Here is a 24,144-nt window from a genome sequence, read left to right as displayed (position 1 = left end):
TTACAGTTTGAATGAAAAGAGCTTGGAACGAATTTTAAAGGAACTTCTATTCCAGGCTCTTTTGTAGTTTATGTATTATGTGTTTTCGGGCCGATTTTTTAGGGATTCTTATTCGTTGGAAACAGCTTCTTCTAAGGTCGAGTAAGGCGGTTCGTTATATTCGTAACCGCTATAACCGTAGTTTTGGTTGATGCGTCCTGTGCGATTAGCGTCGATAGCCGATTGAGGAATGGGTCAGAAGATATGATACGGGCTGATTTTAAATTCGTTTCCATAGTTGGTAACTACACCTTTATTATAGAAATTATTGTATCTGTTCACCCGTTCATACCAATAGCTGTCTTGCGATAGGCGATTGTGCGTATAGGTTTTTCCGAATTCATCAGCTTGGCCTGTTTCGGCAAAGATATAAGAAATTCGTACAAGTTCTACATGACGAAGTTCTTCATAGGTCAGTTCTCTGGCTCTTTCGTCCATAATAGTGCCATGGTCATGTCGTTTGCGCTATACATTTTAGTACAATGTGCCCTTTTTCTTATTTCATTTACGTCATCTGCTGCTTTTTGTTTGTCTCCTTTCCAAAAATAAGCTTCCGCACGCAATAAATAAGTTTCTGCCAAGCGGAAAATATACCAGTTGGCTGCACCTCCGTTATAATTGTTTTGCAATTCCTGGCGTTTGTCTTCAATCCATAGTTTGTAATGTGGCCAGTCGAACCAGTTGGCGATGGTATCCGGACAAAGAATATTGCCTTTATCATCGTATAGTTGCAGATGTTTGCCATACCATTGGCTTTTGCCTTCTAGAGACGGTTCGTTGTAGACCAAGTCTTCCATACGCATCCAGTTGCCGGATTCTGAACTGTGCCGCAGGTCATTCGAATCGTCCCATATAGAGTGGGTAGAATACCATGTCCCTCCAAAGAAGGCTACTCCTCGTCCGTATGTTTTACGCAAATCTAATTTGTCGTGCGTATATACATAACTGCAACTCATTCCCACTTCTCCATCGGGGGTTAGTATGGCTTGGTTGTTTGTGGCAGACCACCAAGGTACAGCTGTACGCATGGTTTGTCCTGCTAAGCGGCTATTGTCTAAATCATCATCTTGTGTCATTACCCAAATGACTTCTGTATTTTCGGGAATCGCCTTATTTTCTGGACGGTGAAGATCCCAAATAACATTTCGTGTGATGGGATGGATATTAGGCATCGGATTGATGAATGTTCCGAAGTTATCTTTCATCAATGCATATCCCGATTGGTCTATCAGGATATTGGCTTGTTCTATAGCTTTGTCAAATTCTCCAGCTGCCAAATAGAATTTTACCAACAAGTGGCGGCAAGCACCTCGGGTGATATTTCCATAATTGGCTGTAACAGGAGCATGTTCTACGGCATATTCCAAATCAGTTATCATTTTGCCGATAATCACATCCATTTTTGTGGAGTGATAGTTGAACTTAGGTCCTACGGCTTCTTTGGTCAGGAAGGGGACATCGCCAAATTGGAATATCAAATTATAATAACGCCAAGCGCGATGGAAATAGGCTACAGATAGCATTTGGTCGTGTATTTCTGCGTCTAGTCCTTCTACGTTGTCTATATTTGATATGACTGTATTGGCGAAGCGGATAGCTCTGTACCAATCGTCCCAAAACCAGCCGGTCTTGTTGTAGTCTACGTTATTGTTATTTGAAGTCGGCGTTAGCGATATGTCCATGTTCTGTGCTGGGGTCGATTTATCCGTTTTTCTACTAACCACAACTTCCGAGAAAGAGAGGTCGGTATAAATGGGGGCACCTTCTCCCATAAATACATAAACAGCTTGCCTGTCACAACTGGTCAAGGCGGCCTGCAGACCTTCACGGGTGGTAAAGGTACTGGTCGGTTCGAAGAAAGATAAGGCTTTCGGCTCTAAAAAATCATCTGAACATGAGTTTAAAAGAGGTAATCCTATGCAGATTGCATATTTAATAAAATGTATGTAATTACGTTTCATAACAATTCGTTTTTTATAAAGTTAAACTTACTCCCAATGTGAATGTGCGAGGTGAAGGACCGTCTGAGATTTCAGGATCCCAATAGTCCCATTCTTTTGTCCAGCAAGCCACGTTTCGGATGCTTCCGTAGACTCTTAAGGATGAAATCGTAAGAGGCTTTAAGAACTTTTGCGGCACATTCCATGACAATGAGATGTTGTCTAATCGAATGAAAGACTTATCCAAAACTAACGGTGGGGTTACGTTCTGCGGATTAGTCGAATTCAGTCGGCAATAAGTGTTGGACGGATTTTCAGGTGTCCAATATTCGGTGACGTAAGCATTGGTGCGGTCAGCAGACCACCCGTTCACTTTCGAGTTATTCATATAGTCGGTTGTTGTTCCTTTATGTCCCCAATAAGAATAAATGCTTACCGACAGGCTTAAATCTTTGAATAAAGTAAAGTCATTGCGGAACGTCCATCTGAATTTTGGTGTTGTTTGTCCTAAGAATTCTTTGTCTTCGTTGGTATATCTATGAGACTCTACATCGTAATTATCTTTTATTTTTGCATCACCCGGAACCAGACCATATTTAGCAGCCTCTTCGCGTTCGTTTTCCTGATAAACTCCTATTACATTATAATCCCATATCACGCCTACCGGTTGTCCGATGAACCAGTTGTTGGTGATGTCGTCTTTTTCTTTACTGCCTACTACATGTCCATCTGCATCCAATACATCTTCGTATTCATAATAGAGATGCTTGATTTCATTGCGGTTCAACGAAAAACTGAATATAGAACTCCAATCGAAATTCTTACGGCTGATGTTCAGTGTGTTTACAGACAGTTCAAAACCTTTGTTGACAACTTCACCCAAGTTGGTGGTAACATTTGTGTAACCCGATACAGAAGGCAGGCTTTGGCTCATAATCAAGTCGGTGGTTGGCATATAATAATATTCCATACTACCGTTGATACGGTTGTTGAAGAAGCCAAAGTCAAGACCTACGTTCCATGATGTGGTAGTTTCCCATTTCAGTCCATGGTTTGCCATACGGTCGGCATAAAGCTGACTCAGTTCTAAGATAGAACCACTAGAGGTAATATAAGGATATTTGCCTTGTCCGGTTGTCATATTAGCAAGTGCTTCGTATTTACCGATGTCGCGGTTACCGTTTTTACCCCATGACAATCTCAGTTTACCGTAATTCATAGGTTTCCATTTGAAGAACTCTTCGTCAGCAAAGTTCCAAGCTAAGGCTACGGCAGGGAAAGTTGCCCGCGGATTGGATTTCCCGAATGCTGAATATCCGTCGCGTCGGATAGATGCCGTAATCATATAACGATTGGAATACGAATAGAATACACGTGCCATTAATGCATCTGCTGTCACTTGTTCGTCATTGGTCTCCATTTTCGAGCGTGTCATGTCCGCACCGTTAATGTAATGGAAGCCTAATGCATCGGTAGGCAATAAGTTCAGTTCCGTCATACGGTCTTGCCATGATAATTGCTTTTCTGCATTTTGCAGCAAAGTTACGTTGACCGTATGTTTGTCGGCAAATGTATAATCCCATTTAATCATATTATCCAATTGCCAACTAAAATATTGGGTCTGTTCACGTATGACTTCGCCGTTATGGGTATAATTAGGATTCTGTGACGATTCATGATAACGGTCATGATACCAACGTGAACGGGGTGAGAAATTCATTTGGTAACTAATATTGAATGGAAGTTTTATCTTGGCGTAGATTGTTCCATTAAATACCGTTGAACCTTTATCAAGGGATTTATATTGGCGGTCGAATGCGTCATTCCATCCGGGATTCATGCCAGATTCTCCCATTGGGTGACGGATTGGACTTCCGGTTTCATCGTAAGCCAAAGCATACGGGGTGTTTCGGATAATCTGTTCGCGCCATGATACTGTAAAGTCTCCGTCTGAACGGTTTTGGAAGTTGATGTTCAATCCCATTTCCAAGAAGTCAGTGACCTTTGCGTCCAATTTCAAGTTTGAACGTAAAGATTCGTATTCATTTCCTTCAATTACACCGGTACTGTTCATGTAGCCGAGCGACCAATAATAGCTGAAGTTTTCGCTGGAACCTGAAAGACTTGCGTTATAATCTTGGCGTATACCGGTACGGAAAGATGTATCATACCAGTCGTTTGTTTTTCCGGCGAAGTAATTTTCGCGTTCCGTATCAGTCAGGTCGATACGTTGTAACCAGATGTCTTCGTCACTTCCTTGCAGGTTATCCATGGCTCTCCATTCTTCTATACTCATACCGTATTTTTTCAGATTTTCGGTTGTCGGACGCACAAATTTGGCAGGAGTTTGGAAGTTATTCGAACTGTTAAAATAGTCTGAACGATATTGCAAGTATCCTTCAGGGTCGTACACTTCCCGATTTGCGCCCATGGTAGCAAAACCTATGCTTGCATCAAATCGAACTACAGGTTTGCCTGTTTGTCCTTTTTTGGTAGTAATAAGGATGACACCATTGGCTGATTTAGCACCGTAAATAGCAGCAGATGCAGCATCTTTCAATACATCGATACGGTCGATATCCGACGGATTGATTTCTGAAAGTTCGCCTAGAAAGATGATTCCGTCCAATACAGCTAGCGGTCCGTTGCCTGCTTTTAGCGAGCGTTGACCACGTATCTGCACCGAACTATTCAAATCAACATCACCCTTTGCTGTATTCGACAAGCCAATATTCAGTCCAGGGACACCTGTTCTCAACAAGTCTTCTACGCTACGTGGAGCGTCTTTCTCGAACTTTTTACTGTCGATAGAACTTACCGCACCTGTCAGGTCTCTTTTTCGCATACTACCGTAACCTACCACTACGACTTCATCTAACATTTCGGAATCTTCTTCCAACATCACATTGAATTCTTTCTTTCCTTTTGTATGGATGTCTTGTGCTACGTATCCAATATAAGATATTTGCAACACGGCGTCTTCGGGGGCATCTAGTGTGAATTGCCCGTCTATATCTGTGATTGTACCTATTGATTGACCTTTTACGGTGATGTTGGCTCCGATAATTGGTTCGCCATTAGTGTCTTTTACTATTCCTGTTATTTTGTTTGTCTTGCTGGTTGTGGATTTTTGTTGTGATACAGGCAAAATAATGATAAGGTTGTCCTGTACACGATAGGATAAGCCTTGTTTGGCAAGCTCGCGTGTTAATACGTCTTTCAAGTTTTCGTCTTGCGAAGAAACTGTTACATTCTGTTTGCCTTTGAGGTCTGCATCCCGATAAGAGAAACGATAGGAACTTTGTTTCTCTATTGCGTTGAATAACTCTTTTACTGGTGCATTTTCTATTTTTAGGGTTACTTTGCCCGTTTGAGCAGATGCTCCAATAAAAGTTAACATACATAAAGATAGCGCAAGATAGCGGGATATACCATGTTTTTCGCTACCTTTGTCATCTGAAAAGCTTTGATTTGTTTTCTTTTTCATGATATTGTGGATAATTGGTTCGTAAATGTAAACTATGCTGCAACATAGTTTGTGGACTGATTCCTTCCTCCGGGCGATTTACCGATTGTCCGGAGGTTTTTGCTTTTTCATGGGTCGTCATGTTTTCATAAGTTTCCGTTTATTAAGTTAATGCTCTAAATTATATTTATTTCATATCGATATGTATCGTATCATTGGTGCTAGTATAATTAAATCCGTAATGTTGTTTCAGTACGTTTAGTATGTCTTCTAGTGTCGATTTTTTGAATGTGCCTGTGTATGTATCGCTAAAGAGAGTTGTGTCAGATATGCTGACAGTAACGTTGAATTTACGCTCTAATGTACGGAATACTTCATGCAGTGGTGTATGTCTGAACGCCAATTCGGGTTTTGTCCATGCTGTTTCCGTGCGATTAGAAGTGGTTTCTAATGTTAATTCACCAGTATGTTTGTTATAGGTAATTTTTTCGTTTGGGCGGGCGTGCAGAGTTTTGTAAGGTGGCTGTATGGTATTTACGCATACACTTCCTTCCACTAATGCCATTTCTAAAAAGTCTTTGTCTTCGTAAGCATATACGTTAAACGAGGTGCCTAATACCGTAATATCAATAAAGTCTGTTTGCACTACAAATTGTTTTGTTTCATCGCGTTTCACATCGAAGTAACCTTCGCCTGAAAGTTCCACCCGTCTGTCTTCACGTCCGAAATCTTGTTGATAGGTAAGTGAAGAACGTGTGTTTAGTCTTACCTTAGTGCCATCGGGTAAGGTTACGGAAGAAGGAGATTCGCTAGAACGAATGACAACATTACGTGAAGTAAGTTGCTGTAATTCCTGCCGTTGAGAGTAGAACAAAACAGACATACCAACACTGAGTAGTAACAACAATCCCGCAGCAATTTGTGACCAATGTGTGCGTATTCGGACAAACATCGGGATATGCATTTTCTGTTCGATGGCATGATACAACGTAGCTTTTTTTGCTTTTTGCAACGGATAATCTTCTTCGTACGATTCCCAGTGTTTTTGAAGAAGGTTTTTTAAATTCTCATCATCCGAATGATTTACCTCTTCCTTCAATTTTTCGAATTCTTCTTTCGATAATTGTCCGAAGTGGTATTTCCGTAACAGGTTTTCTAAGTTGTTATTATGTGTGTTCATCTTTGAATTATCGTTGATTTACCAGTAATATCCGCAAAAAGAAGATTTATAACATGATAATTTATATGTTATAAAAACAGAAATAGAGTAAGCATTTATTCGAATGCTTACAACTAATACCATATGCAACATATAGGTCCAACAAAACAATAGCGACTGCAACTATTAGGTTCATAGTGACAGTCGCTATTGTTGTATATAAAGGTTCAAAACTTGTAGTTTATCGAATGCTTACTAAGATGCAATTATGTCATCTGAATAGTTACGTAACCGTTTGATGAATAGACTTTTAGATGACTATTTAAAAAGTAGTGGTAACGACTTAAAAACCGTACAATTTTCAGCGTTTTGCTATGCTTTGCTGTCAAATAGCTCTTGTGGAAAAGTAGCCAATATCCTTGATAGAACAAAGAGATTGGCTACTTTCCATATTCCATATCACTTTTCAATACTGACATATTTCTGATTTTGGCTATTGGGTTTATCAGGAATGGTCATTTGAAGTTTTGTGCCGATAAATGGAGCAATATATTTCTTTCGTACCCATCTTCTGTCATTCACTCCAAGCATTGCGGCTATTTCAACGATACTCTTCGGTGATTTACAAAATTCAAACACCTTATCTTGGGGTGTAATGATATTCGACTGATTATGTATTTCGTTATGACTTGAGGTGAAATCATCATCACTTGGGGTGTGACTTGGAGTGTAAGAATCTTCCACTTGGGGTATAGATGTTTTCACACCCCAAGTCAATGAGTGCTTAAACCATATTGTAAGGTTCACAAACGGTGGAACAACTTTTATCTCCGGTGTTGGAAGTACCTGCTCTCTACAGCTTTCCATAATAAGACCTATACCTCGTCCCCAAGCCTCCATCGTGCCACGCCGATAGAATACATTTGCTATAGTGGGGTTGGCTGGTAAAGAACCAATATGCTCATTCACAAAGTCCTGCCATGTCATACCCAGAGGAAATGATCCAGGATTCTGGAATACAATGCGGTCGTCGTAAATAGCCAGACTTGGAGTCGTATTTTCAGCATTCCAAGAACGATGGCATAACATGTTGATTGTAGCTTCCTTTATAGCTTCATAAGGCACAGTTAGTGTATCTTGTCTGAATTTACTATCCATTCTGCCAGATAGGTTCAAATGCTTCAAACAGAAATCCATAACAGCATCATACTGTTCAAACAAATTTCCTTCACAAACCGTCTGGTCACGAAATACTCTTTTGTCCGTTCCTTCAAAGCGAGCTAAACGGATTTTACACTGAGGGTGTAATAAAGAAGGCTCTTTACCGAACAATACATTTGCAGCATTCAATATCATACCATCCTTTCTTGCAACTCCGAGTTTAAGCATAATCTTCATTGGGTCTTGCAATGTCATTGCCGAAGCATGAATACGCCTTGATCCTATTCCGTTATGCAGTGTTTGGTATAAGAGTTCTGTATCAATATCATCAACGGTTATTTCGGAATTGGGCGTATTTTCCCAACTAAATCGCTGAGGATTGCTGATTCTCAGACGTTCCTCATACATCTGTCTTGGCATCAACGCAGTCGTACTTTCCACTTTATAGAAAGCTCTACCATCAAACGAATACGGTCCATTCTTGAAATTATTGGAATCGAAGTAAATGGCAATAACATAATTATCCGGTTTATCGGGTAACTCTACATATTCCACTTCCACATCTATTGCCGGTTCAATCTTACGGATAGCATTTGCCACCTCCTGCCTTGTATTATCAGTTACATTTGAGCTCCGGAAATATTTCGGATGCCCAAAACACAACTTGCTATGTTCGCTTGAACATAAATTTAAAGTTTGGAAATTGCATGTGAAAATAGAAGAATTTGCATGTGGTAATGCTTGCTTGAGATTGGTCATATTATCTGTTGTTTTCAACAAATAATAGTCGGTTTACTTGACACCGATATAAGGTAGGCGTCTTTGGGTTTTGCAGCGGTGACATACCCGTCCGTTTGCATTAGTTCCTGATAATGGCGGTTCACTTCCTCTCGGATTTTCTTTTTTCAGTTTATTTGCTACGCTTTACCTTTTCTGCCACTTCGTTATGTGTTTATTTTATAAGTTAAGTAAGAAAATGCTCAGTAAGAAAGCATGGTTTTGCAATTCAGTGCGGATAGTTTTAAGTGCTGCTGAAAGTTGGTTGCGCACCACTTGTTCATTGATGGAAAGACGTGTAGCGATATCTGCTACGGGGATATCTTGTTCTTTATTTAGTTCGAAAATCTCCCGTTGCCGTGGAGAAAGTTTTTGTTTAGCTTGTATGAGAGCGATGCGGAAATGCTCGAAATCAATGTTACTCTCAATGTATTCTTCTGATACAGACAAATCGTTTTGGTACTCAATGTATTCTCCCATGGAAGGGTTGTTCAATTGTCTGCGCAATTCCTTTAAAAGAGATGCCAAGAAATGGTGAATAAATATGATTTAAACGAACTTTCAGGATTTAGTCTGCTACGGTTAATCCAAATACGTAGGAAAGTCTCCTGTACGATGTCATCGGTAGCGTCTTCCGACTTAATATAGCGGAAGACGAACCCATATAGTCGGGAAACCCATTGCTCATAAAGCTCTTTATAAGCAGCAGCCGAACCGGATTTAAGTTTTTGTATTAAGTCTTTTTCGTCCATAGTGTTTTCCGATACAATATTAGGTTAAATGCGTTGGGCAAAGATACGATTTAAAATGAAAACTTGTTGTATGAAGATACGAAAAACTTGCTGAGGCGGGGAGGTAAAGAAAAAAATAATTTTCTCTTGTTTATCATGAATAATGGTAATGATTTATTTTTTTATTTCATTAAAAAGTTCCGATTTCTTTCGTTTGACCAGCCATGCCTGCATTATGCCCCTCAAAGCGAGGTAAGAAATGAATGCGAGCCATAGGGCATGGTTGCCTAGCGAGCCGTTTAGCCCATAATAGATGAGGAAAAAGCCAGCGGATGCCGTGAACATGCCTTTCAACATGATGCCCGTGGCGGTAGCTCCGATACAGATGCCATCGAGCAAAAAGGCGGAGAATCCTGCCAACGGGATGGCAAGCACCCAATAGAAATAGGCGGATGAGGCTTCGATGACCGTCCGTTCGTTGGTTAAGAGTCCGAGGAAACCTTTTCCGCCGATGCCGTACAAGAGAGTGAAGGCAAACGCAAGAGTAATGCCCCAACCGAAAAGGTGGCGGACGGTGAGGCGGAGTTCGTTTGAGTTTCGTGCACCGATGCATTTTCCCGTTAAAGCTTCTCCGGCGTATGCAAATCCGTCCATGATGTAAGAGAACAGGGTGAAAAGTTGCATTAGCAAAGTGTTGACGGCAAGGGTTACATCGCCATACGCCGCTCCTGTGGAAGTGAAGAATACGGTGACCGCCACCAAGCAAAGTGTACGTAGGAAAATATCGCGGTTCACTTGAAAGAAACGTGACATAGCCTCGTGTGTGAAGACGTGTTTCCATTCGATGTATTTCCGCAAGGGACGATAGAAACGGAGCCAAAGTGCGTATGCCATGAAGAGTCCTGCATATTGGGCGATGAGGGTGCCCAATGCCACGCCCGCTACTTTCATGTCGCAGGCAAACACGAAGAACAGGCTGGCGATGATGTTCACCACGTTTTGCGTAAGGGCGATGTACATCGGGAAACGTGAGTTCTGCATACCGATGAACCAGCCTGTAAAGCCGTATAATCCCAATGTGGCAGGGGCGCCCCAAATACAGATGTGGAAATAAAGCGAGGCGAGATTGCGCACTTCGGGACTGGCGTCAATCAAGTGGAAGGCTATGGTGCGGATGGGATATTGCAACACTAACAAAGCAAGTGACAATGCGATGCCGATACCTAACGAGCGGAGCAGCGTGCGGGTCACTTCGGGCAAGTCTTGTGCACCGTATGCCTGCGCTGTAAGTCCGCTTGTCCCCATACGTAAGAAGCCGAATATCCAGTAAATCATATTGAATAGCATTCCTCCTACGGCAATGGCACCGATGTAGGATGCCGACCCAAGATGGCCGACTATGGTTACATCCACTAATCCCAATAAAGGAACGGTGATGTTCGAAATGATGGAAGGAATGGCTATATGGAGAATGCGTTGGTTGGTAGGTGACATATATAATAAGGTATAAGAGGGTTAAAGTTCGAAAGTAACTTCCTTGAACAGGTATTTGCGGCATTGTCCGTTCGAGTCTTCCAACACCAGTCTGCCCGAAGGTTCGATGTCGCGGAAACGGGCAAGGAAACTTCCTTCACAGTCCCGGTAAGTGTGGAGTCCTTCTTTGCGGTACAACATCCGTTTGTAGCGTTCGGCTATTTCTGTGGTATGTCCGTCTTGCAACAGGCGGTAATACCAGCTGATGCGTTGCATCACTTGGTGCAGGATGTCGGTCGGATTGTATGTTTGTCCGGTGATTTGCGTGAGCGAGACCGGATTGGGTGCATCGCTCAAAAATTGTGTTTGGTTCAGGTTGATGCCTGTGCCCGATATGGAACGGCTGATGGAGGTGCCGGTCAGGTCATTCTCAATCAGTGTGCCGCATAGTTTTTTGTCTTTCCAATAAATATCGTTGGGCCATTTGATGCAGATGTCTTCGGTGTAATCCGAAAGCACATTGGTAAGGGCAAGTGCAGTGATTTGCGAAAGGAAGAATTGGCGTCCGGCTTCCAAGAAGGAAGGATAGACTACAAAGCTGAACAGCAGGTTCGCACCCGGTTCCGATTCCCAACTGTTTCCCCGTTGTCCGCGTCCGGATGTTTGGTAGGAAGTATATACGCAGGTCAGTTCCGGTTGGGGCATGCGGTCGCATAAACCGGCAAGATATGTATTGGTGGAAGTGGTTTTTTGTAAGAAGATAGGTTCGGGATAGTTCATATATAAATTGAAAATTGAGAATTAAAAATTGTTTCCTCTGTGTCCTCTACGGTGAATTGGATTTTTACCAGATAGGAGGCAGAAAAGCTTCTTCAATGTGTTCGATGCGGAAAGGAGGTTCATTGCCTACAACCGTAATGACATCGAAACGCACCGGGAGGTCGAGCTTGAATTTCTTGATATACGAATCGGCGAGCGATACCAATGTGCGTATCTTGCGGTTGGTAATGGCGTCTTCGGGATGTCCGTACGCTTCGTTTCGCCGTGTCTTGACTTCCACAATAATCAGTTGGTTGTCTTTTTCCGCCACAATATCCAGTTCGTTCCGTCTTCGCCTCCAGTTCCGGTGCCGGATGTGATAGCCTCGTTCGGTAAGATAGTGTGCCGCTTCGTCTTCGCCTTCTTTTCCAAGCTCGTTATGTTCTGCCATATTGTTCTTTTTTGTGTGCAAAGGTACACAATCTAATTGTATTTTCTGTGCTTTTTTAAATTTAATCCGCATCTGTTTTGCAAATGAAGAAAATGCGTTAATTTTGTACGCATGATGACGAACAACGGAAAAAAGAGAAAGAAAGTGCCTTCCTCGGCTTCTCCGCGGAAGCAACGGATGGTGTGCCTGCTCAGCGAGGAAGAGGCACAGATTATCGACCGTTATCTGAAACATTATCAGATAACCAATAAAGCACGCTGGTTTCGGGAGACAGTATTGACGTTTATTCATCAGAAAATGGAGGAGGATTATCCCACTTTATTCAAGGAACACGATATGCGGAGGTGACGGAAAAGATGGCAGACGATATATTTTATATGAAGCAGGCATTGGCTGAGGCAGAGAAAGCATCGGCAAGGGGAGAAGTGCCGGTAGGTGCGGTGATTGTATGCCAAAACCGTATTATCGCCCGTGCGCATAATTTAACCGAAACGTTGAACGACGTGACGGCTCATGCCGAGATGCAAGCCATTACGGCTGCGGCAAATGCATTAGGAGCCAAATACCTGAATGATTGTGCGCTCTATGTGACGGTAGAGCCGTGTGTGATGTGTGCCGGTGCCATAGCGTGGGCACAGGTAGGTAAGTTGGTATTCGGTGCCGAGGATGAGAAGCGCGGTTATATGCGTTATGCTCCCGCAGCATTGCATCCGAAGACCGAAGTGGTTTCGGGCATCATGAAAGACGAGTGCGCCGATTTGATGAAAGAATTCTTTCGGAAACGGCGATGATAGGACGTTTCACCACAGAGAGATTTTTTGGATAGCCAGTCTGTTATTTCTTATGAGGAAAGCAACCAGCTATTTGAAAAGAAAGATGTAGAACTTTTGAAGAAGGTCCGCATGATTATTGAGGAGAATCTTGATAATCCTGATTTCAATATAGATTCTATCGCGCAATCAGTAGGATTAAGCCGTTCATCCTTCTTTAAGAAATTGAAGAATCTGTAGGGAGTCGCTTCAGTTGATTTTATAAAAGAAATCCGGCTGAATAAAGCTGAACAATTGATAAAGACAACAGAGCTCAGTATTTCTGAAATAGCTTACGCTGTCGGTTTTAGGGATGCGGGTTATTTTAGTAAATGTTTTCGAAGTAAGTATAATCATTTTCGTTGTTTACATTTATAAGTTTAGTGGTTCGAAGTTTTTTCAAAAACGATAAATAGCATCATGTAAAAATCCGAAAAGTATGATGCAAATGGGTGGGCTTGGTTTTGAGTGGAATCAAGTCCATTTATTGTAACTCAGGTTCAAGTTGGCTTTCAGACATTTTTTGTTGGCACTTGCCAAAATCATCAAAACCTCATAAATCATTAACTTTCAATCATATTTCCGTGATTTACTCAGTATCTCACTTTTTTGTATTATCTTTGTCCTGAAATAATATATAATAGGTATAGTAAAAAGATGATAACAGTTTCAAATGTTGCCGTTCAATTTGGTAAGAGAGTGTTGTATAATGATGTGAACATGAAGTTCACCAATGGGAATATTTACGGTGTTATCGGTGCGAACGGTGCCGGTAAGTCTACTTTCCTGAAAGTGATTTCGGGGGAGATGGAACCTACAAAAGGAAGTGTGACCTTAGGTCCGGGCGAACGTCTTTCGGTATTGAGCCAGGACCACTTCAAGTTTGATGCCTATACGGTGCTTGATACGGTCTTGATGGGGCATACGGTCTTATGGGACATCATGAAGCAACGCGAGGCTTTGTATGCGAAAGCCGATTTTACCGATGAAGACGGGCTGAAAGCGGCGGAATTAGAAGAAAAGTTTGCCGAATTAGAAGGATGGAACGCCGAAAGCGATGCGGCTATTCTGTTGAGCGGATTGGGTATCAAGGAGGACAAGCATTACATGCTGATGGGTGACTTGAGCGGAAAAGAAAAAGTGCGGGTCATGCTGGCACAAGCGTTATTTGGAAATCCGGATAACTTGTTGCTTGACGAGCCTACCAACGACCTGGATATGGATACCGTAACATGGCTGGAAAATTACCTTGCCGATTTCGAGCATACGGTATTGGTGGTAAGCCATGACCGGCACTTCCTTGATTCGGTATGTACGCATACGGTCGATATAGATTTCGGTAAAGTGAATTTATTTGCAGGTAATTATAGTTTCTGGTACGAATCCAGCCAGTTGGCTTTGCGCCAGCAACAGAACCAAAAGGCGAAGGCAGAAGAAAAGCGCAAGGAACTGGAAGAGTTTATCCGCCGATTCTCTGCCAATGTAGCGAAATCCAAGCAGACTACAAGCCGCAAGAAGATGTTGGAGAAACTGAATGTGGACGAAATCAAGCCTTCTTCGCGCAAATATCCGGGCATAATCTTTACCATGGACCGTGAGCCGGGCAATCAGATATTGGAAGTATCGGGTCTGCGTGCTGAAACCGAGGACGGGACTTTGCTTTTCAATGATGTCAATTTTACCGTAGAGAAAGGAGATAAAATTGTTTTCCTGAGCCGTGACCCGCGTGCCATGACGGCATTGTTCGAGATTATCAATGGTAATCGGAAAGCACAGGCTGGGCATTACAATTGGGGGGTAACGATTACAACCGCATATCTTCCTTTGGATAATACCGCTTTCTTCGAGAGCGACTTGAATTTGGTGGAATGGCTGAGCCAATTCGGCGAAGGAAATGAAGTCTATATGAAGAGCTTCTTGGGACGTATGCTTTTCTCGGGCGAAGAAGTGTTGAAGAAGGTCAATGTGCTTTCGGGAGGCGAGAAGATGCGTTGTATGATAGCCCGTATGCAGCTTCGGAATGCGAATTGCCTGATTTTGGATACGCCTACCAATCACTTGGATTTGGAATCGATTCAGGCATTCAACAATAACCTGAAGATTTATAAAGGAAATATCCTTTTCGCTTCACACGACCATGAGTTTATCGAAACCGTGGCTAACCGCATTATCGAATTGACTCCGAACGGCATTATCGACAAGATGATGGAATACGATGAATATATCGCATCCGACCATATCAAGGAAATGCGTGCCCGGATGTATGGTGATTGAATGAACATGAGTAAGCAGATATAATAATGTGGGTGTGTCGAATGAAAATTAATTTTCATTTTGACACACCCTCAATATATTATCGTATTTCAGTTTTGGTAATTTCACCAATATACATGGTATATTGTTTGGATGTATCTACATTCTGATTCAATGATTTCAATTCTTCCGCAGTCATTTTTTGTGCCATTGCTTTTTTGCAAGTAATGACAATTGCCGGTTGGGAATTTTGATTGAAATAGAATGAAACCGTGTAAGTATTGCTTTGTTCCATGAGGGCTGTAGCTGCTATACGGCTTTGGTCGATAAGGATATATGCAACATCCTTATTGAACATTTTACCGAATCCATTCCAGCTCTCGGACTTTATATCAATAGTTTCTCCATTTTCAGCTGTTAAAGTGATACGTCCTTGTGCTGTTAGTTCGTTTAAGTTCGAAGGAATCCGTTCAATGTTTACCTCTTTCAATTCGCCCGTTGCAGATATAGGTGTTGCTTGAGGAGTTGCCTGTGCTATTGGTTGGGTGGGGGAAGCATTATTATCCAATAATTTTTGTCCTAAAGCGTCAGCGACTTGTTGGAATAATTGATCTTTCAAGTCTATGGTTTCGCGTCTGAATTTTCCGCAGATAGGAGCCAGTTTGGTCTGTTTTCTATTCAGTGCCATGTCATCGGTAATCCATTCTTCTGCAGTATATTTTTCGCCTCCGTCACGTGCTTCATCATACCAATATCGGATTCGGGTCATCTCGATATTGCATAGACCGTCTTGGGCATAAATCAGGAACTGGTAGTAAATGCGTGTACGGTCTAGAGATAAGGCTGAAGAAGAAAAGACGATATATTCTTCAGCAGATACAGCTATTTCTCCTTTTTCTTCATCGGTATAGGCAACAAAACTGTTTAGTTTTCCTTCAGGTGTAAAACGTTTTTTTGCCCATTCCAATAACTGGTTGTAAATGTCAGTTTGGGATAGTCCAGGCGTTTTGATTTGTTTTTTGAATGTGACTCTTCCGTCGGTCATCGTAATGGCACCCGCTAAATATTTCGGGTCTGAATTGTCTTTTTTATCCTTAGCCATGCCGGTTAGGGGCAAACATATCATAAGGATGAGCAATAGTTTTTTCATGATGTTATGATTTGATTGATTATTATGGAGAGCAAATATAGGAAGAAAAAGGAAAATACGTTTGACTTCTGCCCTAAATAATACAAAAAGCCTATCAGAATTCTTGAAAAGTACAAAAAACACAAAGACACCGAGACGGATTTTGCAATCCATAAACTCAGTGTCTTTGTGTCTTTATATTCGGATAGAAAATCTGCCAGTATTAACGTACCGGCATCTTATCAATGCGTTTCTGGTGACGTCCTCCTTCGAATTCTGTATTGAAGAATTCAGTCATGATTTTATCTGCCATTTCGTTATCAATGAAGCGTCCCGGCATGACTAATACATTGGCATCGTTATGTTGGCGTGCCAAGTGGGAAATTTCGGGAATCCAGCAAAGTGCGGCGCGTATGCCCTGGTGTTTGTTCAGGGTCATGCTGATGCCTTCTCCGCTTCCGCAGATAGCGATACCCGGATAGCATTCGCCCGCTTCTACGGCAAGTGCCAAGGGATGAGCGAAGTCCGCATAATCGCAACTTTCGGCGGTATAGGTGCCGAAGTCTTTGTATTCCCAACCTTTTGCTTCAAGCCATTGCTTTACATATTGCTTCAATTCGAAGCCTGCATGGTCGGAAGCCAATCCTATCGGTTTCATATCAGAGCATGGCTTTTACTTGGTTGTACACGTTTTCTGCGGTGAAGCCTAATTTTTCGTCCAATACTTTGTATGGAGCAGAGAAACCGAATGACTCCAATCCCCAGATCTTTCCTTCTGTTCCTACCAATCCGAGCAAGTTTACAGGAAGTCCGGCGGTCAGACCGAATTTCTTTACTCCGGCAGGAAGCACGCTTTCTTGATATTCTTTGCTTTGGCTACGGAACAAGCCTTCCGACGGAACAGAAACGATGCGTACTTTGATTCCGTCTTTACGTAACAATTCTGTACCGGCTACCAAAGTAGATACTTCCGAACCTGATGCCAAGAGGATTACATCCGGATTTTCGTCTGAACCGGCTACGATGTAAGCACCTTTAGCGGTTTGAGTATAGTCATTGCCTTCGGGCAGGTTGGCGATGTTCTGGCGAGAGAGAATCAAAGCGGTAGGAGTGGTGGTGTTTTCCATTGCCAATTTCCATGCTTGAGTGGTCTCTTCGCAATCTGCCGGACGGAGAACCAACATCGAGTTGTGTCCCTTGTGGTTTTTCAGTTTTTCCATCAAGCGGATTTGTGCTTCTTGTTCTACCGGTTCGTGAGTAGGGCCGTCTTCGCCTACGCGGAATGCGTCATGTGTCCAAATGAACTTCACGGGCATTTCCATCAGGGCTGCCATACGTACGGCTGGTTTCATGTAATCAGAGAATACGAAGAAAGTACCGCATGCGGGGATAACGCCACCGTGCAATGCCATACCGATGCAGCAGCATGCCATGGTCAATTCGGCTACACCAGCTTGGAAGAATGCACCGCTGAAATCATCTTTCGTGAATGCATGAGTCTTTTTCAAGAATCCGTCAGTCTTGTCTGAATTAGACAAGTCGGCAGATGCGCAAATCATGTTTTCCACTTGTTCTGCCAATGCGCCGAGTACGGTAGCCGAAGCGGCACGTGTTGCCGAACCTGCTTTTTGCTGGATAGCTTCCCAATTTACTTGCGGTGCCTTGCCAGAGAACCAGCATTCCATTTTAGCCGCTAATTCGGGGTTGGCTTTCGCCCATTCAGCTTTAGCCGCATAGCGTTCGCTTACGATAGCTTTCAATTCTTCGCGGCGTTTTGCGTAGAGTTCTGCTACATCCGGGAAGATTTGGAACGGGTTTTCAGGGTCACCTCCCAAATTCTTAATCGTATTGGTATATGCGTCACCGCCAAGAGGAGCACCGTGTGTAGCGCAGTTGTGCTCATAGCTGCTATTGTCCGCCTTGCGTGCGCCTTTACCCATGATGGTCTTACCGATAATCAAAGTCGGCTGGCCTGTAACAGCTTTTGCTTCGGTCAGAGCGGCACGGATTTCATCGGCATCGTTTCCGTTGATAGTGATGACTTTCCAGCCCCAAGCTTCGTATTTCTTGGCAACGTCTTCATCGGTTACGTCTTTACATTCAGTAGACAATTGGATGTCGTTTGAATCGTAGAACATAATCAGGTTGTCCAGTCCCAAGTGTCCGGCAATACGTCCGGCACCTTGTGAGATTTCTTCTTGTACACCGCCGTCTGAGATGTATGCATAAATGGTTTGGCTCATTACATCGCCCAAGCGAGCTTTCAAGAATTTAGCGGCAATGGCGGCACCTACGGCAAAGGTATGTCCTTGACCTAACGGGCCCGAAGTGTTTTCGATGCCTCTCATTACGTCTACTTCTGGGTGTCCCGGAGTCGGGCTTCCCCATTGACGGAATTGTTGCAGTTCATCCATTGTAAATTTGCCGGTCAATGACAGTATTGAATACAGCATTGGCGACATGTGTCCCGGATCAAGGAAGAAACGGTCTCTACCTTCCCAACGAGGATTTTCGGGGTCATAAACTAAAAATTCCGAGAAAAGTACATTTACAAAGTCTGCACCACCCATTGCACCACCCGGGTGTCCGGATTTTGCTTTTTCTACCATTGAAGCAGCCAAGATACGGATGTTATCGGCTGCACGGTTCATAAGTTCTTTACTGTTTTTCATTATTGGATATATTAGTTTTTGCAAAGATAAAGAAAATCTTGGAAGAATAAATATTCAGACGCAATTTTCATGCGTTTATATTAAAAATTTTTTTATCTTGTCTTTATCGGATATTTTTCTGGTTTAAAGCTTGCTGATAGCGGCGGGCATTGGCAAGGTGTTGGTTTAAGGTGCGGGCAAAGTTGTGAGTGCCTGAGAAATCTTCTTTTGCGCACATGTACAAATAATCATGGTGCGTGTAATTTAATACGCTTTCCAGCCCCTGGATGCTGGGGATGCGGATGGGGCCGGGAGGAAGTCCGGCATGTTTATAGGTGTTGTATGGACTGTCGCTTTCCAGATGTTTGTTGAGGATTCGGCGTAAATCAAATGCTTGAAGTCCGAATTTTACGGTCGGGTCGGCTTGAAGCAACATATTCCGGTGCAGGCGGTTGATATAAAGCCCTGCTACAACGGGTTTTTCTGCGTTGTTGGCAGTCTCTTCTTCCACAATGGATGCCAATGTGCTGACTTCTGTAGGGGTAAGTCCGATGGCTTTGGCTTGATTCATGCGTTTTTCATTCCAAAACCGTTTATGTTCTTTTTGCATACGGGTTATGAATCCGTTGGCATCCATGTTCCAATATACTTCGTATGTGTTGGGAATAAACAATGCTGGAAGTGTATAGGCATTATAGCCTAACGTGGCACAATACGTACTGTCGTTCAATAGCCGGGCTATATCGGCTGAGTCTGCCATAATTTGCCGGGATACGGTCTTGCATAGTTTTCCGATAGTCCGTACACTGGGTATCGTAAGCTTTACAGGCGTTTGGACTCCTGCTTGCAAGCGTTTGAATATATGCCAAGTTCGCTCTTGAGGACCGAAACGATAAGCTCCCGTATGGATATGGTCGGCATAATGGCTGTATGAGGCAAGCAGGCGGAATCCGGTTGTGCTGGAAGCTTGCAGTTCTTTTTCCAGCTTATAGTATACCGAGTCTATATTGTCATCGTTGTCTATGTATATGAAGGTGTTGTTTTCTATCTGAAGCGGGCGGTTGAGGATGCAAGTGTATGCAATAACTGCACCCGATGCCGCAAGAACGAGCAGGATGCCGAAAGTGATAAGCAGGGTTTTCTTTTTCATGTTGTGTTTCAGTCCAAGTTTGGGACAAAGATAGTGTATTTCTTTTCATTATGCAAGTGCAGGATTGTCATCTGTTTGAAATGAATTTGATATATCCCGTGTTTATTTTTGCAAAAAAGAAAGTGGAGATATGGAAACAGGCATTTTTATAGGAAAACCCAAACCATGGCTGGTGGTAGTCGGAATGGTGCTCGTAGCAGGGATTTATTTGTTTTATTTAGGATGTAGTCTTTATCGGTTCGGACATTAGTCTCAAAAAGTAATGTCATTCTGAACGAAGTGAAGAATCTCGTGTGCATCAGCTTGTGCTTTCGAGATCCTTCACGATGTTCAGGATGACATTTATGTGTGCTATTGTGCGATTAGCTTAGTTTCGGAACTTCAGCCCGTCGGCACTGCGTTCTACCACAATCGGTTTCGTGCGGTCCACTTCCTGAGCCAAGAGTTTCTTCGACAAGTCATTGAGCAGGTAACGCTGGATAGCACGTTTTACCGGACGCGCGCCGAACTCAGGGTCGAATCCTGCCGTGGCAAGGAACTCGATGGCTTCATCGGTCATCTGAAGCGTTACGCCGTTATCCGCCAACATCTTCTGGATGCCGTTGATTTGCAAGCGCACAATCTGCTTGATTTGGTCTTTATCCAACGGCTGGAACATGATGATTTCATCGATACGGTTCAAGAACTCCGGACGGATGGTCTTCTTCAGCATCTCCATCACTTCCTTCTTGGTTTCCTCTACGATTTGGTCATGGTTCCGCTCGTCAATCTTTTCAAACTGGCTCTGTATGTACGAGCTTCCCAAGTTGGAGGTCATGATGATGATGGTGTTCTTGAAGTTCACCGTACGTCCCTTGTTATCGGTCAGCCGTCCGTCGTCCAATACCTGAAGCAGGATGTTGAACACGTCGGGGTGTGCCTTCTCGATTTCATCGAAGAGCACCACCGAATACGGTTTCCGCCGCACGGCTTCGGTCAATTGTCCGCCTTCATCATAGCCTACGTAGCCCGGAGGCGCTCCAATCAGACGGGAGACGGTATGCTTTTCCTGATACTCGCTCATGTCGATACGCGTCATCAAGGATTCATCATCAAACAGGTATTCCGCCAAAGCTTTCGCCAGCTCGGTCTTACCTACACCCGTCGTACCGAGGAAGATGAACGAACCGATAGGGCGTTTCGGGTCTTGCAATCCCGCACGGCTCCGGCGCACGGCATCCGCTACGGCTTCGATGGCTTCGTCTTGTCCGATCACCCGCTTGTGCAGTTCGTCTTCCAAGTGAAGCAGCTTGTCGCGCTCGCTTTGCAGCATCTTGCTTACGGGTATGCCCGTCCAGCGCGATACCACATCGGCGATGTCTTCGGCGGTCACTTCTTCCTTAATCATCGCATTATCGCCCTGCTTTCTCTTCAGGTCTTCTTGGATGCTCTTGATTTCGTTTTCCAACGCCTGCAATTTCCCGTATCGGATTTCGGCTACCTTGCCATAGTCGCCCTCGCGTTCGGCTCGGTCGGCTTCGAACTTCAGTTGCTCGATTTCCTTCTTGTTCTGCTGAATCTTGTTCACCAGTTCCTTTTCGCTCTGCCATTTGGCTTTGTACGAAGTCTCCTGTTCCTTCAGTTCGGCTATCTCCTTGTTTAGCTGGGCGAGTTTGGCTTCGTCTTTTTCCCGCTTGATGGCTTCACGCTCGATTTCCAATTGTTTCAACCGGCGTTCTATTTCGTCCAGTTCTTCGGGAAGCGAGTCGCGTTCCATTCTCAACTTAGCCGCGGCTTCATCCATCAGGTCGATGGCTTTATCGGGCAAGAAACGGTCGGTGATGTACCGGTTGCTCAATTCCACGGCGGCGATGATGGCTTCGTCTTTGATACGCACTTGGTGATGGTTCTCGTAACGCTCCTTCAGGCCACGCAGAATGGAGATAGAGCTTGCCGTGTCCGGTTCGTCCACCATGACGGTCTGGAACCGGCGTTCCAGTGCCTTGTCCTTCTCGAAATACTTCTGGTATTCGTCGAGGGTGGTGGCGCCGATGCTCCGAAGCTCTCCCCGCGCCAATGCCGGTTTCAGGATATTGGCTGCATCCATCGCGCCTTCGCCCTTGCCTGCGCCTACCAACGTATGGATTTCATCGATGAAGAGGATGATGTTGCCTTCCGACTTCTTCACCTCGTTGATGACCGATTTCAGACGTTCCTCGAACTCGCCTTTGTACTTGGCTCCTGCTATCAGCGCACCCATATCCAAGGAATAGAGTTGCTTGTTCTTCAGGTTTTCGGGCACATCGCCGCGCAAGATACGTTGTGCCAATCCTTCTACAATGGCGGTCTTACCCGTACCCGGCTCACCGATCAGAATCGGGTTGTTCTTCGTACGCCGGCTCAATATCTGAAGCACCCGGCGGATTTCCTCGTCACGTCCGATTACGGGGTCGAGCTTGCCGTTGCGGGCTGCCTCAATCAGGTTGATAGCATACTTGCCGAGCGACTGGTAGGTGTCTTCGCTCGATTGCGAAGTGACGTTCTGTCCCTGGCGCAATTCGTTGATAGCGGCACGCAATTCCTTGTCGGTCATGCCCGCGTCTTTCAATATTGTCGAGACAGTGCTCTTCACGTTGAGCAACGCCAAGAGGATGGCTTCCAGCGACACGTATTCGTCACCCACTTCCTTCGAGTAGTCTACGGCTTTCTGCAACACTTCGTTCGCTTCACGGCTCAGGTAGGGTTCCCCTCCCGATACCTTGGGCAAGGAAGCTATCTGCCTGTCGAGCACCGTAGCGATTTGCTGGCCGTTGACGCCGAGTTTCTGGAAAATAAAGTTGGTTACATTTTCGCCCACCTTCAGCACCCCCGTCATCAAATGTTCCGGCTCGATGGCTTGCTGTCCGCGGCTCTGTACCAGATTGACCGCTTCCTGCACAGCCTCTTGCGATTTGATTGTAAAGTTGTTAAAGTTCATATCGTATTCTCCTTTCTTAATTTCTTGGTTAAGTGATTACGCCTAATCTTCTTCAAATAGTTTGCCACGCAAGAAAATGGATGTATATCTGCCTAAATGTCAGTAGGTTAGAAAATAAATCTGCAAGAATGTCCGATGCATGTACAAATTGTCAGTAAAGTTTTCGTATCTTTATCCCGAAAACAGATAGATATAGATTGATATGGAAAAGAAAATACCTTTTGAACCCGTCGTGATGCTGGTCGACGCAACCTATTTGGAACGTGTAGGAACAGATTTGACCGAACATTTCGCCCCGCTTGTCAAGCGTGAATTGCCTAAAGCCCATTTGGCTGTCCTTTTGGAATGCCTTGCGCTGGATGCCGGAGTTCCTTTGGGCGAGAATAAGGTTCAAGTCATTTTCATCTACGATGAGGCGGATAAGCGTTTCTCGTTTTGCGACCCTTCCGATTTAGAGAAAGAGCTTCACGCCACGGCTTTCAAGAGCCAGTTAGGCGAATTTTCCCTGTACGCTTTCCAGCCTTCGGGTTTCGCCACGCGCGAAGATTTGTTCCTCGAGTCGTTCCAATTGTTAGGCGAGTCGAAGGAAGTGCGGCGGGTGATAGCCGTCCCCGATGAAGACGGATACGGGGAGCGGTTGGCTTCCTATATAAATAAGGTAGGGGAGGGCAAAGAAGGCGTGACCGTGTTCGGCATGAACCCTCCCGTTTACCAAGGGAAATACGCTTTCGAGATGTTAGGCTTCGCCGTCCTTCAGGCGTTAGGCATCCGTGCTGACGAATTGTAGGAAAATTTCTTACAAGCACGAAGTGACTCCTAATGAAGTCCCGATGGCGGTCAAGATAGTAATCAGCGTTTGGATAATAATCCCCCAAATGTTTTTCTTCTTGTTTTCCATAGTTCAGTAAAGTTTAGTAGTTAAACCTGTAGGGGCGGGGTCTGCCCGCCCTGAATACATCCGCGTATGCATCTGTGGGCGTATCCGGGCAGGCGAACCCTGCCCCTACAGTGTTAGTTCAGCATGACAATGGTTGGTAAATTGAAAATTTCCATATTGCAAAGGTACGCCATTCTCCTCCGTCCGCCAAAAATCGGGTATCGCTAAGGCGTGAAAATCTGTTAATAAACATGCGATTGGGAAGATAATTGCATATAGACATTGATAATCAATAGCTTATAACAACCAATTATCAACTAATCACTAAAACAACAAATCTAACAAATCTAACAAATCTAACAA

20 protein-coding genes and 2 pseudogenes are annotated in these 24,144 nt (G+C 43.9%); 5 read left to right on the top strand and 17 right to left on the bottom strand.

The window, feature by feature from the left end; all coding sequences use genetic code 11:
* Positions 1–234 precede the first annotated feature (234 nt).
* The 11 genes and pseudogenes from B5F91_RS15525 to B5F91_RS12650 form a co-directional block, all read right to left on the bottom strand.
* Positions 235–477, bottom strand: a complete 243-nt coding sequence (locus B5F91_RS15525) for a RagB/SusD family nutrient uptake outer membrane protein (RefSeq protein WP_255376674.1) — start codon at positions 475–477, stop codon at positions 235–237.
* Positions 453–2,000 (bottom strand): RagB/SusD family nutrient uptake outer membrane protein, encoded by a 1,548-nt coding sequence (locus B5F91_RS12685; RefSeq protein WP_255376673.1) that lies wholly within the window; start codon positions 1,998–2,000, stop codon positions 453–455. The genes B5F91_RS15525 and B5F91_RS12685 overlap by 25 nt, the downstream gene beginning before the upstream one ends.
* Positions 2,001–2,013: 13 nt before the next feature.
* Entirely contained in the window at positions 2,014–5,379 is a 3,366-nt protein-coding gene (locus B5F91_RS12680; protein ID WP_087429454.1) for a TonB-dependent receptor, read from the bottom strand.
* Between the two features lie 253 nt (positions 5,380–5,632).
* Positions 5,633–6,625, bottom strand: coding sequence for a FecR domain-containing protein (locus tag B5F91_RS12675; protein WP_087429439.1), 993 nt, complete (start codon positions 6,623–6,625; stop codon positions 5,633–5,635).
* Between the two features lie 438 nt (positions 6,626–7,063).
* A complete protein-coding gene (locus B5F91_RS12670; protein ID WP_087429438.1) occupies positions 7,064–8,524 on the bottom strand; it encodes an ATP-binding protein in 1,461 nt (486 codons plus the stop codon).
* Between the two features lie 36 nt (positions 8,525–8,560).
* Positions 8,561–8,721: pseudogene (locus tag B5F91_RS15465) on the bottom strand (site-specific integrase); the annotation flags it as partial.
* A gap of 1 nt (position 8,722) precedes the next feature.
* Positions 8,723–9,022, bottom strand: a complete 300-nt coding sequence (locus tag B5F91_RS15460) for a sigma factor-like helix-turn-helix DNA-binding protein (protein ID WP_239416436.1) — start codon at positions 9,020–9,022, stop codon at positions 8,723–8,725.
* Positions 9,023–9,054: 32 nt separating this feature from the next.
* Positions 9,055–9,294, bottom strand: a complete 240-nt coding sequence (locus B5F91_RS15455) for an RNA polymerase sigma factor (protein ID WP_239416435.1) — start codon at positions 9,292–9,294, stop codon at positions 9,055–9,057.
* Between the two features lie 153 nt (positions 9,295–9,447).
* Positions 9,448–10,767, bottom strand: coding sequence for an MATE family efflux transporter (locus tag B5F91_RS12660; protein ID WP_087429437.1), 1,320 nt, complete (start codon positions 10,765–10,767; stop codon positions 9,448–9,450).
* A gap of 21 nt (positions 10,768–10,788) precedes the next feature.
* Positions 10,789–11,526, bottom strand: coding sequence for a biotin--[acetyl-CoA-carboxylase] ligase (locus tag B5F91_RS12655; RefSeq protein WP_087429436.1), 738 nt, complete (start codon positions 11,524–11,526; stop codon positions 10,789–10,791).
* A gap of 64 nt (positions 11,527–11,590) precedes the next feature.
* On the bottom strand, positions 11,591–11,956 hold the full coding sequence (locus B5F91_RS12650; protein ID WP_087429453.1) for a YraN family protein: 366 nt from the start codon (positions 11,954–11,956) through the stop codon (positions 11,591–11,593).
* A gap of 114 nt (positions 11,957–12,070) precedes the next feature.
* On the opposite strand from B5F91_RS12650, the gene B5F91_RS12645 reads away from it, so the two are divergent.
* From B5F91_RS12645 to B5F91_RS12630, 4 genes and pseudogenes are all read left to right on the top strand, one after another.
* Positions 12,071–12,304 carry a hypothetical protein gene (locus tag B5F91_RS12645; RefSeq protein WP_087429452.1) on the top strand — a complete coding sequence of 78 codons (234 nt, stop codon included), beginning with the start codon at positions 12,071–12,073 and terminating at the stop codon, positions 12,302–12,304.
* Between the two features lie 8 nt (positions 12,305–12,312).
* Positions 12,313–12,747 (top strand): nucleoside deaminase, encoded by a 435-nt coding sequence (locus tag B5F91_RS12640; protein WP_087429451.1) that lies wholly within the window; start codon positions 12,313–12,315, stop codon positions 12,745–12,747.
* A gap of 78 nt (positions 12,748–12,825) precedes the next feature.
* A pseudogene (locus B5F91_RS12635) lies at positions 12,826–13,143 on the top strand (AraC family transcriptional regulator); the annotation flags it as partial.
* A 279-nt stretch (positions 13,144–13,422) separates the two neighbouring features.
* Positions 13,423–15,039: an ATP-binding cassette domain-containing protein gene (locus tag B5F91_RS12630; RefSeq protein WP_087429435.1), complete on the top strand. Its 1,617-nt coding sequence runs from the start codon at positions 13,423–13,425 to the stop codon at positions 15,037–15,039.
* Positions 15,040–15,118: 79 nt separating this feature from the next.
* Here B5F91_RS12630 and B5F91_RS12625 read toward each other — a convergent pair whose 3' ends face one another.
* The 5 genes from B5F91_RS12625 to clpB form a co-directional block, all read right to left on the bottom strand.
* Entirely contained in the window at positions 15,119–16,168 is a 1,050-nt protein-coding gene (locus B5F91_RS12625; RefSeq protein ID WP_087429434.1) for a DUF4468 domain-containing protein, read from the bottom strand.
* 202 nt (positions 16,169–16,370) lie between these two features.
* A complete protein-coding gene (rpiB, locus tag B5F91_RS12620) occupies positions 16,371–16,805 on the bottom strand; it encodes a ribose 5-phosphate isomerase B (RefSeq protein ID WP_087429433.1) in 435 nt (144 codons plus the stop codon).
* A 1-nt stretch (position 16,806) separates the two neighbouring features.
* A complete protein-coding gene (locus tag B5F91_RS12615) occupies positions 16,807–18,819 on the bottom strand; it encodes a transketolase (protein WP_087429432.1) in 2,013 nt (670 codons plus the stop codon).
* Between the two features lie 103 nt (positions 18,820–18,922).
* On the bottom strand, positions 18,923–19,948 hold the full coding sequence (gene mltG, locus B5F91_RS12610; RefSeq protein WP_087429431.1) for an endolytic transglycosylase MltG: 1,026 nt from the start codon (positions 19,946–19,948) through the stop codon (positions 18,923–18,925).
* A gap of 367 nt (positions 19,949–20,315) precedes the next feature.
* On the bottom strand, positions 20,316–22,904 hold the full coding sequence (gene clpB / locus B5F91_RS12605) for an ATP-dependent chaperone ClpB (protein WP_087429430.1): 2,589 nt from the start codon (positions 22,902–22,904) through the stop codon (positions 20,316–20,318).
* Positions 22,905–23,106: 202 nt separating this feature from the next.
* On the opposite strand from clpB, the gene B5F91_RS12600 reads away from it, so the two are divergent.
* Positions 23,107–23,691 carry a DUF6621 family protein gene (locus tag B5F91_RS12600; RefSeq protein ID WP_087429429.1) on the top strand — a complete coding sequence of 195 codons (585 nt, stop codon included), beginning with the start codon at positions 23,107–23,109 and terminating at the stop codon, positions 23,689–23,691.
* A 9-nt stretch (positions 23,692–23,700) separates the two neighbouring features.
* Here the strand turns inward: B5F91_RS12600 and B5F91_RS15230 are convergent, their stop codons facing one another.
* Positions 23,701–23,802 (bottom strand): smalltalk protein, encoded by a 102-nt coding sequence (locus B5F91_RS15230; RefSeq protein ID WP_158099889.1) that lies wholly within the window; start codon positions 23,800–23,802, stop codon positions 23,701–23,703.
* Positions 23,803–24,144 lie beyond the last annotated feature (342 nt).

The sequence above is a fragment of the Bacteroides sp. An322 genome, from assembly GCF_002161765.1.
Lineage (GTDB): Bacteria > Bacteroidota > Bacteroidia > Bacteroidales > Bacteroidaceae > Phocaeicola > Phocaeicola merdavium.
Note: the sequence above shows the minus strand (reverse complement) of the source record. Positions and strands in the feature narration are given on the sequence as shown.

Coding starts and splice junctions, on each gene's coding strand:
- B5F91_RS12600 (WP_087429429.1), top strand. CDS start 23,107: ATGGAAAAGAAAATACCTTTTGAACCCGTCGTGATGCTGGTCGACGCA.
- B5F91_RS15455 (WP_239416435.1), bottom strand. CDS start 9,294: ATGGACGAAAAAGACTTAATACAAAAACTTAAATCCGGTTCGGCTGCT.
- B5F91_RS12645 (WP_087429452.1), top strand. CDS start 12,071: ATGACGAACAACGGAAAAAAGAGAAAGAAAGTGCCTTCCTCGGCTTCT.
- B5F91_RS12650 (WP_087429453.1), bottom strand. CDS start 11,956: ATGGCAGAACATAACGAGCTTGGAAAAGAAGGCGAAGACGAAGCGGCA.
- B5F91_RS15230 (WP_158099889.1), bottom strand. CDS start 23,802: ATGGAAAACAAGAAGAAAAACATTTGGGGGATTATTATCCAAACGCTG.
- B5F91_RS12625 (WP_087429434.1), bottom strand. CDS start 16,168: ATGAAAAAACTATTGCTCATCCTTATGATATGTTTGCCCCTAACCGGC.
- clpB (WP_087429430.1), bottom strand. CDS start 22,904: ATGAACTTTAACAACTTTACAATCAAATCGCAAGAGGCTGTGCAGGAA.
- mltG (WP_087429431.1), bottom strand. CDS start 19,948: ATGAAAAAGAAAACCCTGCTTATCACTTTCGGCATCCTGCTCGTTCTT.
- B5F91_RS15460 (WP_239416436.1), bottom strand. CDS start 9,022: ATGGGAGAATACATTGAGTACCAAAACGATTTGTCTGTATCAGAAGAA.
- B5F91_RS12680 (WP_087429454.1), bottom strand. CDS start 5,379: ATGTTAACTTTTATTGGAGCATCTGCTCAAACGGGCAAAGTAACCCTA.
- B5F91_RS15525 (WP_255376674.1), bottom strand. CDS start 477: ATGGACGAAAGAGCCAGAGAACTGACCTATGAAGAACTTCGTCATGTA.
- B5F91_RS12670 (WP_087429438.1), bottom strand. CDS start 8,524: ATGACCAATCTCAAGCAAGCATTACCACATGCAAATTCTTCTATTTTC.
- B5F91_RS12615 (WP_087429432.1), bottom strand. CDS start 18,819: ATGAAAAACAGTAAAGAACTTATGAACCGTGCAGCCGATAACATCCGT.
- B5F91_RS12660 (WP_087429437.1), bottom strand. CDS start 10,767: ATGTCACCTACCAACCAACGCATTCTCCATATAGCCATTCCTTCCATC.
- rpiB (WP_087429433.1), bottom strand. CDS start 16,805: ATGAAACCGATAGGATTGGCTTCCGACCATGCAGGCTTCGAATTGAAG.
- B5F91_RS12640 (WP_087429451.1), top strand. CDS start 12,313: ATGGCAGACGATATATTTTATATGAAGCAGGCATTGGCTGAGGCAGAG.
- B5F91_RS12655 (WP_087429436.1), bottom strand. CDS start 11,526: ATGAACTATCCCGAACCTATCTTCTTACAAAAAACCACTTCCACCAAT.
- B5F91_RS12685 (WP_255376673.1), bottom strand. CDS start 2,000: ATGAAACGTAATTACATACATTTTATTAAATATGCAATCTGCATAGGA.
- B5F91_RS12630 (WP_087429435.1), top strand. CDS start 13,423: ATGATAACAGTTTCAAATGTTGCCGTTCAATTTGGTAAGAGAGTGTTG.
- B5F91_RS12675 (WP_087429439.1), bottom strand. CDS start 6,625: ATGAACACACATAATAACAACTTAGAAAACCTGTTACGGAAATACCAC.